The organism is Amycolatopsis sp. MtRt-6, assembly GCF_017308975.1.
Classification (GTDB): domain Bacteria; phylum Actinomycetota; class Actinomycetes; order Mycobacteriales; family Pseudonocardiaceae; genus Amycolatopsis.
The window spans coordinates 71,481-86,037 of the sequence record NZ_JADWPD010000044.1 but is presented as its reverse complement, the minus strand read 5'-3'; the positions used below and the strand labels follow the sequence as shown (position 1 = coordinate 86,037).

At 70.6% G+C, this 14,557-nt stretch carries 14 protein-coding genes and 1 rRNA gene; 3 read left to right on the top strand and 12 right to left on the bottom strand.

Going from position 1 to position 14,557, the window contains the following annotated elements; genetic code table 11:
* Positions 1 to 9: 9 nt before the first annotated feature.
* Positions 10 to 126 (top strand): 5S ribosomal RNA (gene rrf, locus I4Q55_RS45000).
* Positions 127 to 753: 627 nt separating this feature from the next.
* Here the strand turns inward: rrf and I4Q55_RS44995 are convergent.
* The 6 genes from I4Q55_RS44995 to I4Q55_RS44970 form a co-directional block, all read right to left on the bottom strand.
* Positions 754 to 1,965 (bottom strand): Ig-like domain-containing protein, encoded by a 1,212-nt coding sequence (locus I4Q55_RS44995; protein WP_206796972.1) that lies wholly within the window; start codon positions 1,963 to 1,965, stop codon positions 754 to 756.
* A 103-nt stretch (positions 1,966 to 2,068) separates the two neighbouring features.
* Positions 2,069 to 2,938, bottom strand: coding sequence for a patatin-like phospholipase family protein (locus I4Q55_RS44990; RefSeq protein WP_206796969.1), 870 nt, complete (start codon positions 2,936 to 2,938; stop codon positions 2,069 to 2,071).
* A 27-nt stretch (positions 2,939 to 2,965) separates the two neighbouring features.
* Positions 2,966 to 3,628 carry a DedA family protein gene (locus tag I4Q55_RS44985; protein WP_206796967.1) on the bottom strand — a complete coding sequence of 221 codons (663 nt, stop codon included), beginning with the start codon at positions 3,626 to 3,628 and terminating at the stop codon, positions 2,966 to 2,968.
* A gap of 45 nt (positions 3,629 to 3,673) precedes the next feature.
* Positions 3,674 to 4,675 carry a lipoyl synthase gene (lipA, locus tag I4Q55_RS44980; protein ID WP_206796965.1) on the bottom strand — a complete coding sequence of 334 codons (1,002 nt, stop codon included), beginning with the start codon at positions 4,673 to 4,675 and terminating at the stop codon, positions 3,674 to 3,676.
* 24 nt (positions 4,676 to 4,699) lie between these two features.
* Entirely contained in the window at positions 4,700 to 5,650 is a 951-nt protein-coding gene (locus I4Q55_RS44975) for an oxidoreductase (protein WP_206796963.1), read from the bottom strand.
* Positions 5,651 to 5,668: 18 nt separating this feature from the next.
* On the bottom strand, positions 5,669 to 6,190 hold the full coding sequence (locus I4Q55_RS44970; protein ID WP_206796961.1) for a hypothetical protein: 522 nt from the start codon (positions 6,188 to 6,190) through the stop codon (positions 5,669 to 5,671).
* A gap of 131 nt (positions 6,191 to 6,321) precedes the next feature.
* Between I4Q55_RS44970 and I4Q55_RS44965 the strand changes: the two genes are divergently transcribed.
* A complete protein-coding gene (locus I4Q55_RS44965) occupies positions 6,322 to 6,933 on the top strand; it encodes a TetR/AcrR family transcriptional regulator (protein ID WP_206796957.1) in 612 nt (203 codons plus the stop codon).
* Positions 6,934 to 6,938: 5 nt separating this feature from the next.
* Positions 6,939 to 7,874, top strand: coding sequence for an LLM class F420-dependent oxidoreductase (locus I4Q55_RS44960; RefSeq protein ID WP_206796956.1), 936 nt, complete (start codon positions 6,939 to 6,941; stop codon positions 7,872 to 7,874).
* Positions 7,875 to 8,016: 142 nt separating this feature from the next.
* On the opposite strand, the gene lipB is transcribed toward I4Q55_RS44960, so the two are convergent.
* The 6 genes from lipB to lpdA form a co-directional block, all read right to left on the bottom strand.
* Positions 8,017 to 8,757 (bottom strand): lipoyl(octanoyl) transferase LipB, encoded by a 741-nt coding sequence (gene lipB / locus I4Q55_RS44955; protein WP_206796953.1) that lies wholly within the window; start codon positions 8,755 to 8,757, stop codon positions 8,017 to 8,019.
* The gene (locus tag I4Q55_RS44950; RefSeq protein ID WP_206796952.1) at positions 8,754 to 9,377 is read right to left on the bottom strand and encodes a phosphatase PAP2 family protein; all 624 of its coding nucleotides are present in this window, start codon (positions 9,375 to 9,377) and stop codon (positions 8,754 to 8,756) included. Before I4Q55_RS44950 ends, lipB begins: the two co-directional genes overlap by 4 nt.
* The gene (locus tag I4Q55_RS44945; RefSeq protein ID WP_206796951.1) at positions 9,374 to 10,249 is read right to left on the bottom strand and encodes a TIGR01777 family oxidoreductase; all 876 of its coding nucleotides are present in this window, start codon (positions 10,247 to 10,249) and stop codon (positions 9,374 to 9,376) included. The genes I4Q55_RS44950 and I4Q55_RS44945 overlap by 4 nt, the downstream gene beginning before the upstream one ends.
* Before the next feature lie 23 nt (positions 10,250 to 10,272).
* Positions 10,273 to 11,178: a serine hydrolase gene (locus I4Q55_RS44940; RefSeq protein WP_206796950.1), complete on the bottom strand. Its 906-nt coding sequence runs from the start codon at positions 11,176 to 11,178 to the stop codon at positions 10,273 to 10,275.
* 65 nt (positions 11,179 to 11,243) lie between these two features.
* The gene (sucB, locus tag I4Q55_RS44935; RefSeq protein WP_206796949.1) at positions 11,244 to 12,998 is read right to left on the bottom strand and encodes a 2-oxoglutarate dehydrogenase, E2 component, dihydrolipoamide succinyltransferase; all 1,755 of its coding nucleotides are present in this window, start codon (positions 12,996 to 12,998) and stop codon (positions 11,244 to 11,246) included.
* A gap of 55 nt (positions 12,999 to 13,053) precedes the next feature.
* A complete protein-coding gene (lpdA, locus tag I4Q55_RS44930) occupies positions 13,054 to 14,427 on the bottom strand; it encodes a dihydrolipoyl dehydrogenase (RefSeq protein WP_091307158.1) in 1,374 nt (457 codons plus the stop codon).
* Positions 14,428 to 14,557 lie beyond the last annotated feature (130 nt).

Sequence of the window (14,557 nt, the reverse complement as noted above, 5' to 3'; positions counted from 1 at the left end):
TCGGAGTGTTTCGGTGGTTATAGCGTCAGGGAAACGCCCGGTCCCATTCCGAACCCGGAAGCTAAGCCTGACAGCGCCGATGGTACTGCAACCGAAGGGTTGTGGGAGAGTAGGACACCGCCGAACTCAACATGAAGTGGAAGGCCCCGGTCGAGACGGAAACGTCTCCCGGGGCCTTTCTCATACCCACCCCCAGCCATGCCGACCCCCGGATCACACGTGATGCCCTTCCAGTCACGCATGATGCCTCGCGAATCACGCGTGATGCCTCCGGGCGCTCGCCGCCGGCCGGAGCCAACCGAACCTTGCGTGCTCAAACCCGCAACTCGCGTGATCGGGCGGGCATCTCGCGTGATTGGCGGGGTATCTCGCGTGATTGAGGGGGCATCACGTGTGATTGGCGGGACGACACGGGCCGGGGGCGAGGCATCGGATGAGATCCGGCCCCCATCACGCGAGATCCGCCCTCAATCACGCGAGATACGGCCTCCATCACGTGGGTCCCGGCGCGGATCACGTGAGTTGCGCCTGCGGCCCGGGCCGGGCTGGGACGGGCGGAGCCTGGCCGGTGGCGTGATGCCTTCCCAATCACGCGTGATGCCTCTTCCGTCACGCGAGATGCCTGCTGGGGCACGCGTGAGGCCCCCGAACGCACCCGGGTGAGTGGGGGGAGAGCGGTGGGTAGAGAAAAGGGGGTCAGGAGCGGAGCTCCTGACCCCCGGATGGCCGGTGAGAGAAAGGTGACCGGGCGGCTTACTTGATGGCCGAGCCGGCCTGCCAGTCGGACCACGACTTGGACCAGTCCCCGTACAGGTCCCACACCGGCAGCTGCGGGCCGCCCGAGTTCGTGACCTCCACGACGTCGCCCAGGCCCATGTTCTGGAAGAACCACTGGGCGTTCGCGTCGTTCAGGTTGATGCACCCGTGCGACACGTTCGAACTGCCCTGCTGGCTGACGCTGTTCGGGTTCTCGTGGACGAACTCGCCGTCATTCGAAATCCGTTCCGACCACTTCTCGTTCGAGCGGTACGCCTTCGGGTCCGGCGGGCAGACGCCGTACGTGCAGGAATCCATCGTGTAGTTCGCCTGCTTGTCCGAAATCACGTGCGCGCCCAGGTGGGTCGGGGTGGCGTCCTTGCCCATCGAAATCGGCATCGACTTGACCATTGCGCCGTTGTGGAAGATCTGCATCTGCTCGGTGTTCCCGTCCGCCTTGGCGATCCAGGAATCGTGCACCTTGTACGTTTCCGTGCGATCTTCCGCGCCGAACACCCCGCCGCCGAAATCGACGCCGTAGATCTTTGCCGTCACCTTCAGCGTTGTGCCGGCCTGCCAGTACTCCTTCGGCCGGTAGTGGACGTTCGAGTCGTCGATCCAGTACCAGCCGCCCTCCTGCTTCGGGGTCGACTCGACCGTCAGCGCCTTCTCGACCGCCGCCTTGTTCTTCACCGCGATCTTGCCGAAGCTGAACACGATCGGCTGGCCGACGCCGACACCCGTGCTCGCCACCGCGGACGGTGCCGGGATCAGGTTGGCGTTCGCCTGCTTCTTCGGCGACAGCGTCGTGATCTGGTTGTCCTGCTCGACCGGCTTCCCGTTGGACCCCTGGGCGTGCGCGACGATCTTGTACGTCGCCCCGTAGCCGAGCGGCTCGGTGGACGTCCAGCTCGACCCGTCGGCCGCCAGCGTGCCGGCGACCGTCTTCCCCTTGGCCGGGTTGGTCACCGTGACGTCGAGGAGTTTCCCGTTGGCCGCTTTGACGACGATCGGCGTCGCCGGGTTCACCGCCGAGCCGCCCGCGGGGTCGAACGTCACCGCGACCGGGCTGTCGGACGGCGAGGCGGCCCCCGGCGTCAGCGCTCCGCCGGCGGGCGAACCGCCGTCGTCACCGGACGAACAGGCGGAAAGCAGCAGTGCCCCGGCAAGGATTCCGGCCACCGAAAGTAAAATCTTCTTGGGGAGCATATTGTCTCTTTTTGGGAATTGGGATCGGCGGGCATTCGTCATCAAAACTACGCGATAGCGATGACGTTCTTGCCGGCGGATCGGTGCATCGGCGTGACGTGGATCACGTGATAACGAGTCCCGGCGCGCCGTAAAGCCCGGGTCCGCTCACCGAAAGCTCGCCGAGGTACTCGCGCGCCGCCGTGTACGCCGCTTCCGCCAGTGCCTCCGTGTGCCCGAAATCCAAAGGGTTCACACGCACCGGCGCGGGCCCCGGCAGGTAGACCACCGGCACCGAAGCCGCCGCCACCGGTGCTTCCAGTACGGCCTGGTTCCGCATGCTGATCATCGCGGTGAACATCATCACCTCGGCGAACGTCCGCGGCGCGCCCGGCAGCTTCCCGGGGAACGCGCAGTCGAGCACCACCAGCGACTTCGCGCCCATGGCCAGTGCTTGCCGCATCGGCACGTTCGCGACGAGGCCGCCGTCGTACAGCAGCTGCCCGTCGTGCTCCACCGGCGGGAAGATGCCGGGGATCGCGCAGCTCGCCAGCAGCGGCTCCAGCAGGCGCCCGGACCGGATCAGCAGCGGCTCGGCCGTGTCGACCTGCGTCGTGACGACGCCGAGCGGCAGCGCCAGGTCCTCGAACCGCGTCGACGCGCCGAGGTGGTCGGCGATGATCCCGGCCAGGCCGCTGTTGGGGAACAGGTGCGTCTTGCTCTGCGTCAGCGTCCGGACGCGGCTCAGCACGCCGCCCGGGAACGCCTCGGCGCGCGTCATGTGCGCCCAGATGTCATGCAGCCGGGCGAGCGCGTCATCGCCGGAACGGGCCAGGACGGCCGCGTTGAGCGAGCCGACCGACGTGCCGGTCACGACGTCCGGCGTGAGCCCGGCCTCGGTCAAGGCGCGCAGCATGCCGACCTGCATGGCGCCGAGGCTGCCGCCACCGCCGAGGACGAAGCCGGTCGGCCGGGGAAGATCCGCGAGACTCATACCGCCGAATGTAGTAAACCCCGGTGATCAGGGCACGTGTTCGGGCTCCGGCTCCGGTTCCGGCTTGGAGGCGACCGCGAGGGCCTTGCGCTTCTTCAGCCGCAGCAGGAAGAACACGGCCACCGCGGCGAGCACGCCGACCACGATCAGGCCACCCGTGTTCAGGGCGCCTTCGATGCGCTTGGCCGCTTCGCCCAGCGCCGCGCCGATGCTGATGTGGACCAGCGACCAGCAGAACGCGCCCGCCGCGGCGGCGGGCAGGAACTTGCGGAAGGCCAGTCCGGACGTCCCGGCCGCGGCCGGCGTCAGGGTCCGGATCACCGGCAGGAAGCGGGCGAAGAACACCGCCCAGGCGCCGCGGCGTTCGAGGACGCCGGTGGCCTTGTCCCAGGCGTCCAGGCCGTACTTGCGGATCAGCTTCGTTTCACGCAGCCGCGGCCCGAAGCGGCGGCCGATGAAGTAGCCGAGTGTGTCGCCCGCCGTCGCGCAGACGGTGACGACCAGCCACAGGACGAGGAACCGCGGGACGGTGGTCGCCGTCGTCGCGGCCACGAGCAGCCCGGATTCGCCGGGGGCTATGAAGCCCAGTCCGATCGTGCACTCGGCGAACACCAGGCCGCCGGCCGCGGCTACGAGCCCCGGTTCCGGGAGTCCTTGCAGCCAGTTGAGAAGGTCCGAAACCAGGGCCATACCACCCACTTTACTGATCCTTTAACGATCATGGGGTGACATATATCACCTTGCCAGGAGCGACGTCGCTTCCTGGGCCGCAGGCCCTTCGGCTGCCAGGTGCCGCAGGTTCTCGGGCAGGACCTCGCCGCGGTGGGCCTTGGTCTGGGCGTAGAGGCGCCCGGCGCGGTACGACGAGCGCACCAGCGGCCCGGCCATGACGCCGGCGAAGCCCATCGCCTCGGCCGCCTTCGAGTGCTCCACGAACTCCTCGGGCTTGACCCACCGGTCCACCGGGTGGTGCCGCGGCGACGGACGCAGGTACTGCGTGATCGTCAGGATCTCGCACCCGGCATCCACCAGGTCCCGCATCGCCGGAGCCACCTCGTCCGGGGTTTCACCCATTCCGAGGATCAAATTGGACTTGGTCACCAAACCGGCCTCACGGGCCGCCGTGATGACCTCCAACGAGCGCGCGTACCGGAAACCGGGGCGAATGCGCTTGAAAATCCGCGGAACTGTTTCCACGTTGTGCGCAAGAACCTCCGGCCGCGACCCGAAAACCTCCGCCAGCTGATCCGGGTCCGCGTTGAAGTCCGGAATCAGCAATTCGACACCCGTACCGGGGTTCAACGCGTGGATCTGCCGCACGGTTTCCGCGTACAACCACGCGCCGCCGTCGGGAAGGTCGTCCCGCGCCACGCCCGTCACCGTCGAATACCGCAGCCCCATCGCCTGCACCGACTCCGCGACCTTCCGCGGCTCAGTCCGATCGAGGGCCGCCGGCTTACCCGTGTCAATCTGACAGAAATCACACCGCCGGGTGCACTGATCGCCACCGATCAGGAACGTGGCCTCACGGTCCTCCCAGCACTCGTAAATGTTGGGACAGCCAGCTTCCTCGCAAACCGTGTGCAGACCTTCGCGACGCACGAGACCCTTGAGTTCGGTGAACTCCGGCCCCATCCGCACCCGCGTCTTGATCCACGACGGCTTCTTCTCGATCGGCGTCTCACTGTTGCGAACCTCGAGACGCAGCAGCTTCCGGCCTTCAGGCGCAGCACTCACACCTCAACCGTACGCCCGTCCGGGCTAAGCGGGATCCGGGGTGACGCCGGTCAGCTTCGCGGTGACGTCCCACAACGCGGCCCCCAGCGACTCGCTGCGCGCGGCGGACAGGGGACGGCCCTTGACCGGATTGCCGCGCATGCCGCCGAGGCCACCCGGGACGATGTAGTCGCCGCCCGCGACGCCGTCCGCCGTAGCCGCGTACAGCTGGGGCAGCGCGCCCTGGCGGACGTTCTGCGCGAACAGGGCCTCGCCGATCCGGTGGCCGCCGGCGATGACCGAGCGGACGACCGCGTTGGTGTACGAGCGCGCCATGCCGCTGCCGAGGCCGGTCGCGGTGTACCCGGGGTGGGCGGCGACGCTCAGGACGTCGTCGCCGGCCGCGCGCAGCCGCCGGTCCAGCTCGAGGGCGAACACCTGGTTGGCGAGCTTCGACTGCCCGTACGCGGTCGCCGGGTTGTAGCGGCGGTGCTCGGCGTTGGGGTCTTCGAGGTCGATCCGCGCGCCGGTGGCGGCCATGCTCGACAGCGCGACGACGCGGGCGTGCCGCCCGCCGCGCAGGGCGGGCAGCAGCAGCCACGTCAGCGCCGCGTGCCCGAGGTGGTTGGTGCCGAACTGCAGCTCGAACCCGTCGGCCGTGCGGCCGCGGGCGGTGGCCATCACGCCGGCGTTGTTGACCAGCACGTCCAGTGCGTCGCCCGTGCGTTCCCGCACCGACGCGGCGGCCGCGCGCACCGAGGCGAGCTCGCTCAGGTCCAACGGGACGAGCTCGGGTTCGACGCCCGCGGCGGCCGCTTTCACGATCTCGAGTGCCTTCGCGCCGCGTTCGGCGGAGCGGCAGGCGAGGAGCACGCGGGCCCCCTTGCCCGCGAGCACCAGTGACGTGCGCAGACCGAGCCCGGAGTTCGCTCCGGTGACCAGGACGGTCCGGCCGCTCTGGCCGGGAATGTCGGCTTCGGTCCAGCGCTGTGTCATGCGCTTACTTAACTCTGTTTACGCACTCGGCGCGAGCAACCGGCGCAGGTGTCCGATCACCGGACGGCGACGCACGGTTTCCTCACGGTTCGCGCGCAGGAGCGCTTCGAACGCGCGCCCCACCTTGACGATCTCTTCGGCCGGTTCGCGGGGGTCGGCCAGGCCGGCGGTGACGGCGAGCATCCGCAGCTCGCCTTCGTGCATCCGGCGCAGCGACGCGTGCCGCTCGTAAGCGCCGTCGAGGACCGCGCGCAGGTCGGCGTGCTGGGCGACGGCGGCGCGCCAGGCGCGGGTGACGGCGTCGACGTGGTCGCCGAGGCCGTCGGCGTCGTCCGGGTCGGCGACCTCGGAGCGCAGGCGGCCGCTCAGCGTCCGCGTCCACTGGTACTGCAGGGCGGTCAGGACGTTTTCCTCGGTGCCGAAGTGCTCTTCGGCACCGGGCACCTCCTCGAGCGGCAGCGGCTCGCCCGGGTTCCGGGCGGCCAGGCGGACGGTCGCTTCGAGGATTTCCTGACGTCGGTAGAAGTCTGTCCAGCTCATCGTGTGGCTCCCCTTCCGTGGCCCGGGTCATACCGCGGGTCTGCGGCATACTCCCGGTACGGACCTGACGCGCCGAACATACCATGAGTATGGAGAGCTGCTCCGGGCGTAAAGTTGTGAAGGTGGCGACAATGAGGTCCAGACGACTCGACTACTCCGAGTCGACCCGGTCCGCGCTGGTCGACAGCGCGGTGGAACTGTTCACCAAGCGGGGGTACGCGGGAACTTCGCTCGACGAGATCGCCAAACGCGCCCGGGTGACCAAGGGCGCGCTGTACCACCACTTCAGCGGCAAGCAGGCGCTGTTCGAAGCCGCGTTCGAGCAGGTGGAGAGCCACGTCTACGACCGGCTCGACAAGATCATGACCGGCGACGGCACGCCGTGGGAACGGGCGCTGGCCGCGCTCAACGCGTTCTTCCGCGCCTGCCTCGACCCCGCCTACCAGCGGATCGCCATCCACGAGGCGCCGGTCGTGATGGGCTGGGAACGCTGGCGCGAAGCCGAGGAGCGGTGCAGTTTCGGGCTGGTGCGGTCGGGTCTGCAGGCGCTGATCGACGCGGGCGAGGTCGAGCCGGTGCCGGTCGAGATCACCGCGCGGCTGCTGTTCGGCGCACTGTCGAGCGCGGCGACCGAAATCGCCGGTTCGCCCGATCCGAAGAAGGTCGGCGCGGAGATCGAGGACGTCATCGTCCGCATGCTGGTACGGCTGCGGCGCACCGAGCCCGACGTCTCTATAGGCTGACCTTCGTGGACTTGAGGATCTTCACCGAGCCCCAGCAGGGGGCCAGCTACGACGACCTGCTGCGCGTCGCCAAGGCGACCGAAGCCGCCGGGTACGACGCGTTCTTCCGCAGCGACCACTACCTGAAGATGGGCTCGGCCGACGGCCTGCCCGGCCCGACCGACGCGTGGATCACCCTCGCCGGCCTGGCCCGCGAAACCAGCCGGATCCGGCTGGGCACGCTCGTCACCGCGGCGACGTTCCGGCACCCCGGGCCGCTGGCCATCTCGGTGGCGCAGGTCGACCAGATGTCCGGCGGCCGCGTGGAGTTCGGCCTCGGGGCCGGCTGGTACGACGCCGAGCACGAGGCCTACGGCCTGACGCTGCCGCCGCTGAAGGAGCGCTTCGACCGCTACGCCGAGCAGCTCGAGATCGTCACCGGGCTGTGGAAGACGCCTTCGGGTTCGACGTATTCGTTCGACGGGCAGTACTACAAGCTGACGGAGTCGCCGGCGTTGCCGAAGCCGGCGCAGTCGCCGGCCCCGCCGGTGATCATCGGCGGCGGCGGCAAGAAGCGCACCCCGGCGCTGGCGGCGCGGTTCGCGGACGAGTTCAACCTGCCGTTCACCGACACCGAGACGGCGGCGGCGCAGTTCGCCCGCGTCGAGGCCGCGGCGGCGGAGATCGGGCGCGACGCGAAGGAGATCCTGCGCTCGGTGGCGCTGGTCATCGGGGTCGGCCGGTCCGACGCGGAGGTCGCCCAGCGGGCTTCGGTGCTCGGGCGGGACGTCGAAGAGCTGAAGGCCAACGGTCTCGCCGGGTCGCCGGCGGAGGTCGTCGACCGGATCGGGCAGTGGCGGGAGAAGACCGGGATCACGCGGGTCTACCTGCAGCTGCTGGACCTTTCGGATCTGGACCAGCTCGAGCTGGTGGCCGCCGAGGTCGCGCCGCAGCTGGACTAGCGCCCCAATGTGGCCTTCGGTGCGTTCAACGCACCGAAGGCCACCTTGGGTGCGTTGGTCAGCACTGCGGCGCGAAGCGCCTCCGTTGAGGGTGGCGGCGGGGGCATGGATGGAGCAACCAAGGCCACATTGGGGCGCTTGCTCAGTTCTGGAGCGCGAACGTGACGCCGGGAGCCGTCGGGGTTTCGGGGCGGGGCAGCCAGCGGTCCTCGCTCACCGGGAGCTCGCCCTCCAGCGCCGCCAGGACCGCGTCCCGCGCCAGCGGCAACACCGCCTCCACCGTCACCTCTCGCCGCAGCTCGTACGACAGCGACGTCACGCCCGCGTCGCGGATGCCGCAGGGGACGATGTTGTCGAACGCCGACAGGTCCGCGTTGCAGTTCAGCTCGAAGCCGTGCATGGTCACGCCGCGCTGGACGCGGATGCCGATTGCCGCGATCTTGCGCTCGATGCCGCGCTCGTCCGCCGGGATCCAGACGCCGCTGCGGCCCTCCACCCGGCCGCTCGTCACGCCGAGCTGGTCGCACACGTGGATCAGCGCCTCCTCCAGGCGCCGCACGTAGTGGACCACGTCTATCGGGTCCGCGAGCTTCACGATCGGGTAGCCCACCAGCTGGCCCGGGCCGTGCCAGGTGATCTTGCCGCCGCGGTCGACGTCGATCACCGGGGTGCCGTCCGTGGGCCGGTCGGCCGGCTCGGTGCGCTTGCCCGCCGTGTACACCGACGGGTGCTGCAGCAGGAGCATCGTGTCCGGGGCGGTGCCGTCCGCCCGGGCCGTCAGGAAACCGCGCTGGAGCTCCCAGGCTTCGGTGTAGTCGATCGTGCCGATCTCGCGGACGTCGACGGGCTCGGTGCTGGCGCGGCAGGTGCGGGAAGAACTCACCCGTCGAGGCTACGCCCGTCACCCGGCGGAAGCAGCCGCAAGGCGCACGCTGAGAGCAGCCCGACACCGGTCACCGCCAGCACTGCGCCGATCGTGTCCGTCACCCAGTGCACGCCGAGCACGACGCGGCAGGCCGCCGACAGCACCACCGCCACCGCCACGGCCACCGCGACCCGCTTCACCAGCCTCGGCCACAGCCACGCGCACAGCAGCAGGAGCACGAACCCCGTACTCGCCACCGACACGACGTGCCCGCTCGGGTAGCTCAGGTCCGGGTAGTCGCGAGGGCGTTCGCGCAGGAAGACCGGCTTGGCCGTCAGGCTGGTCAGCCGGCACAGCAGCAGCACGACGGCGAGGCGCACGCACAACCCTCGATGAGCCGGCCTGCGCAGCGCCAGCGCCAGCAGCGCCACGGCCAGTATCCAGGGCAGCACCGGGCCGAGGATGTCGCTGCCGATCTCCGCCACCTGCCCGAGCGGCTGCGTGTAGACGCCGTGCAGGGCGGTCGCGACCTGGGCGTCGAGGGTCATCGGCTGCCGGGCGACGCCGAGCCCGAGCGCGACGAACGCCGCCGCCAGCGCGATGCCGACGACGATCCAGCGCTTCAGCGGGACAGTCATGCCGCCGCGAGCGCGCTGTCCAGGGTCCGGTGGCGGAACTCGTAGCCGGACCGCTCCAGCACGGCCGGGACGGCCCGCTGCCCGAACAGCGCCATCTCCTCGCCGGCCTGGCCGAGCACGGCCTTGAGCGCGATCCCGGGCACCCGCCACGGCGCGGGCCGGCGCAGCACGCGGCCGACCGCGCGGGTGAACTCGGCGTTCGTCACCGGCGCCGGGCCGGTCAGGTTCACCGGCCCGGAAACGTCCTCGTGCGTCAGGACGTGGACGATCGCGCCCACTTCGTCCGCCAGCGCGATCCACGGCATGTACTGGCGGCCGTCGCCGAGCCGCCCGCCCAGGCACAGGGCGAACAGCGGACGCAGCGTGCCGTACAGCCCGCCCTTCGCCGACAGGACCAGCCCCGTCCGGATCTTCACGACCCGCGCGTCGCCGGCGCCCGCCGTCGCCGCTTCCCACGCTTCGCACAGCTCGGCGAGGAAGCCCCCGCCGCGCGGCGCGGACTCGTCCACAGTGGACGAACCGGTGTTCCCGTAGTACCCGACGGCGGAGGCGTTGACGAGCACGCCGACGCCGTGTTCGGCCACGGCTTCGGCGAGCACATCGGTCGGCTCGACCCGGCTGTCGGTGAGCTGCTGCTTGCGCATCGCGCTCCACCGGCCGGGGAACAGCCGCTGGCCACCCAGGTTCACGACCGCGTCGACGCCCTCGAAGGCGCCGCTCGCGATGGTGCCCGACGGCGGGTCCCAGCGGAATTCGCCGCCCGCGCGGGCTTCCCGCCGCACCAGGCGGCGGACCTCGTGCCCCTCGTGCCGCAGGCGTTCGCCCAGCGCCGACCCGATCAAGCCGCTCGCTCCGGCGATCAGTACTCGCATGCTTCGATCGTGGCCCATCGGGGTCACCGGCGCACGCCCAGGTCCCGCGCGAAAGCGGGCAGATCGGACAGGATCGCCACGCCGAACGCGGCGAGCGGAACGTCGGGGAAGCCCGTGCCGGTGAAACACATCGCGATGGTCGCCCCGCCCGTGGACAGGCCGAAAGCCCGGTTGCCCGGCAGGACGCCGCCCTTGAACAGCACGGGTGCGCCCTCGTACCGCGCGTCGGCGCCCAGCTTCCGGCGCGCGAGCTCGGCGGCGGGGCTGTCCGCGGTGGCGAGGTGGCGGTGGAAGGCGAAGAGCTCGGCGGCGGTGCCCCGGGCCGTTCCCCGCGTCCACGCCCGTTCCGCTTCTTCGGAGATCGGCTCGCCGCGGACGCGGTCGAGGACTTCCCGCCGGAACGCGGGATCGGTGGTGAAACGCTCGGTGAGGTCCGGTTCGCCGGGGAAGTACGAGCGCAGGGTTTCGCCGCAGAACCAGCGGAGGTCCGCGCCGGGCCAGCCGCCGCTCGCCGCCGCGGCCCGCAGCGCGTCGTCGCCGAGCCGGGCCCGCAGGTAGTCCGGCGCCGCGTTGTCGCTCACGGAGATCATCGCCGCGGCGATCGCGTCGAGCGGGACGACCTGCCCGGGATCGCGGGCGACGCCGAACTCGTCACAGCCGACGCCCAGCGTGGTCAGCGCCCGCAGGTGCGCGCCCGCGCCGCGCGGGCCGTCGCCTTCGAAGGGGTGCCAGGCATCCCAGTCGCCCACCCGGACCGGCTCGGCCGGGTCGAGCCGGCCGTCGGCCACCGCCGTCGTGTAGGCGAGCAGGTGGACGACCTTGATCGTCGAGGCCAGGACGCGGGGCACGGCGGCGTGGTGCGCCAGGTGGTGCCGGCCGTCGTCCGCGACGATCGAGACGTCGTCGGGGTGCTCCGCGAACCAGGTCATCGCGCCTCCTCCGGATGCGGCGAAGGCCGCCACGGCATCCCGTGGCGGCCTTCGTCAGGGGTGACTCAGAGGCCGAGTTCGCCCTCGAAGTTGCCCTCTTCCAGACGCTGCTTGATCGTCGTGAGGAAGCGGCCCGCGTCGGCCCCGTCCACCAGGCGGTGGTCGTAGGTCAGCGGCAGGTACGCCATCGACCGGACGGCGATGGTGTCGTTGCCGTCGGCGTCCGCGATGACGACCGGGCGCTTGACGACCGCTCCGGTGCCGAGGATGCCCGACTGCGGCTGCACGATGATCGGCGTGTCGAACAGCGCGCCGACGCTGCCGATGTTCGTGATCGAGAAGGTGCCACCCGACAGCTCGTCCGGCTTGATCTGGCCCGACCGCGCGCGGCCCGCCAGGTCGGCGATCCGGTGCGCGAGCCCGGCCAGGCTCAGCTCGCCCGCGTCGTGGATCACGACCGAGAGCAGCCCGCGCTCGGTGTCCACCGCGATGCCCAGGTGTACGGCGCCGTGGTAGGTGATCTCCTTCGTGTCCTCGTTGTAGGACGCGTTGACGTTCGGGTGCTGCTTGAGCGCCTCGACCGTGGCCTTCGCGAAGAACGGCAGGAAGGTCAGGTTGACGCCCTCGCGCTCCTTGAAGGCCGCCTTCGCGCGCTGGCGCAGCTTGGCGATCTTCGTGACGTCGACCTCCTGGACCTGCGTGAGCTGCGCGGCGATCTGCAGCGATTCGCGGGTCTTGGTGGCCGTGATCTGGCGGATCCGGCTGGCCTTCTGCACGGTGCCGCGCAGCGCGGCGAGCTCCGGCGACACCGGGGCCGCGGGACGCGCGGCCGGCGCCGCCGGGGCGGCGGCCGCGGCCGGAGCGGCGGCGGGCGCCGGAGCCTGCTGCTTCTGCTTCTCCTCGGCCGCGGCCAGGACGTCCTGCTTGCGGATCCGGCCGCCGACGCCGCTGCCGGTCAGCGACGCGAGGTCGATGCCGTGCTCGGCCGCGAGCTTGCGGACCAGCGGCGTGACGTACGGGCCGTCCGCCGAGCCGTCCTTCGCCGCGGCGGCCGGGGCCGCCTCGGCCGCCTTCGCCGCGGGCGCGGCCTGCGGCTGCGGCTTCGGTTCCGGCTTGGGCTCGGGCTTCGACTCCTGAACCGGCTCGGGCTTGGGTTCCGGCTTCGGCTCGGGCTTGGGCTCCGGCTTGGGCTCGGCCTTCGGCGCCGCGTTCGCGTCGCCGATCACGGCCAGGACGCCGCCGACCTCGACGGTCTCGTCCTCGCCCGCGCGGATCTCCAGCACCGTGCCGGCCACCGGCGACGGCACCTCGGTGTCGACCTTGTCGGTCGAGATCTCGAGCAGCGGCTCGTCGACCTCGACCGAGTCGCCGACCGCCTTCAGCCAGCGCGTGACGGTGCCCTCGGTGACGCTCTCGCCCAGCTCGGGCAGCTTCACCTCGGTGCCCTCGCCACCCGACGCCGGCGCGGTGTCCGGCTTGCTCGGGGCGCTCTCTTCGGCCTGGGCCTGCGGCTCCGGCTGCGCAGGTGCCGGCTCCGGCTTCTCTTCCTGCGCCGGGGCGGACGACTCCGGCACGCCGCCGGTGCCGTCGTCGATGACGGCGAGCTCGCCGCCGACCTCGACGGTCTCGTCTTCCTGGGCGCTGATCTTCACGACCGTGCCCGCCACCGGGGAGGGCACCTCGGTGTCGACCTTGTCGGTCGAGATCTCGAGCAACGGCTCGTCGACCTCGACGGTGTCGCCCTCCTGCTTAAGCCACCGGGTGACGGTGCCTTCGGTGACGCTCTCCCCGAGCTCCGGCAATGTGACGGAGTAGGCCATCGTTCGCTGACTCCTCTTCCAAGTTCTGCGTGGTCTGGATTCTGCTGGTGGGACGTCAGCTGTGCACGTGCAGCGGCTTCCCCGCGAGGGCGAGGAACGCTTCACCGAGGGCCTCGGTCTGGGTGGGGTGCGCGTGGATCAGCGGGGCGACGTCCTCGGGGAAGGCCTCCCAGCTGTAGATCAGCTGCGCTTCGCCGATCAGCTCGCCGACGCGGTCGCCGACCATGTGGACACCGACGACCGGGCCGTCCGGGGCCTTGATCAGCTTGACCCCGCCCGAGGTCTTGAGGATCTGGCTCTTGCCGTTGCCGCCCAGGTCGTAGGTGAACGTCGTGACGTCCGAGCCGTACTTGTCCTTGGCCTGCGACTCGGTCAGCCCGACCGACGCGACCTCCGGGTGCGAGTAGGTGACCCGCGGGATGCCGCTCTCGTCGATCACGCGCGGGTTCAGCCCGGCGATCTCCTCGGCGACGAAGATGCCCTGCTGGAAGCCGCGGTGCGCGAGCTGCAGGCCGGGGACGATGTCGCCGACGGCGAAGACGTTCGGCAGGTTGGTGCGCAGCCGCTCGTCGGTGAGGACGAAGCCGCGCTCGATCTTGACGCCGGCCTCCTCGTAGCCGTGGCCCGCCGAGTTCGGGCCGCGGCCGACGGCGACCAGCAGCAGGTCGGCCTCGATCGTCTCGCCGGACTCCAGCGAAACGCTCACGCCGTTGTCGTCCTGCTTCGCGCCGGTGAACTTCACACCGGTCTTGAAGGCGATCTTGCGGCGGCGGAACGCGCGCTCGAGCTGCTTGGACGCGAACTCGTCCTCGTTCGGGACCAGCCGCGGCAGCGCCTCGACGATGGTGACGTCGACGCCGAAGGAAGCCCAGACGCTGGCGAACTCGACGCCGATGACGCCGCCGCCGAGGACGACGACCTTCTTGGGGACGTAGTCGAGGGCGAGGGCCTGCTCGCTGGCGATGATGCGGCCGCCGAGCTCCAGGCCGGGCAGCGTGCGCGAGTACGAGCCGGTGGCGAGGATGACGTTCTTGCCGGTGTAGCGGGTGCCGTCCACCTCGACGGTCGTGCCGCCGACGAACGTTCCGCTGCCCTCGACGAGGTTGACCTTGTGCGCCTTGGCCAGGCCCTGCAGGCCCTTGTACAGGCGGGCGATGATCCCGTCCTTGTACTTGTTGACCCCGGCGATGTCGATGCCCTCGAAGGCGGCCTTGACGCCGACCGCTTCGGCTTCACGGGTCTCGTCGGCGACCTCGGCGGCGTGCAGCAGGGCCTTGGTCGGGATGCAGCCCCGGTGGAGGCACGTCCCGCCCAGCTTGTCCTTCTCGATCAGCGTGACGGAAAGGCCCAGCTCGGCCGCGCGGAACGCCGCGGCGTAGCCGCCCGATCCGCCTCCCAGGATCACGAGGTCGGCGGAGGTGTCGGTCACTTCATTAACTCCTCGGCAAGCAGTGGGGTGATGCTCTGTCGTCGCCCGCGCGCCGGTATAACCGCGCGCGCGACACCCGCCATCTTGTCACTACGCCGGACGGGGCTGCGAGCTAGCCGGGTGTGCGACG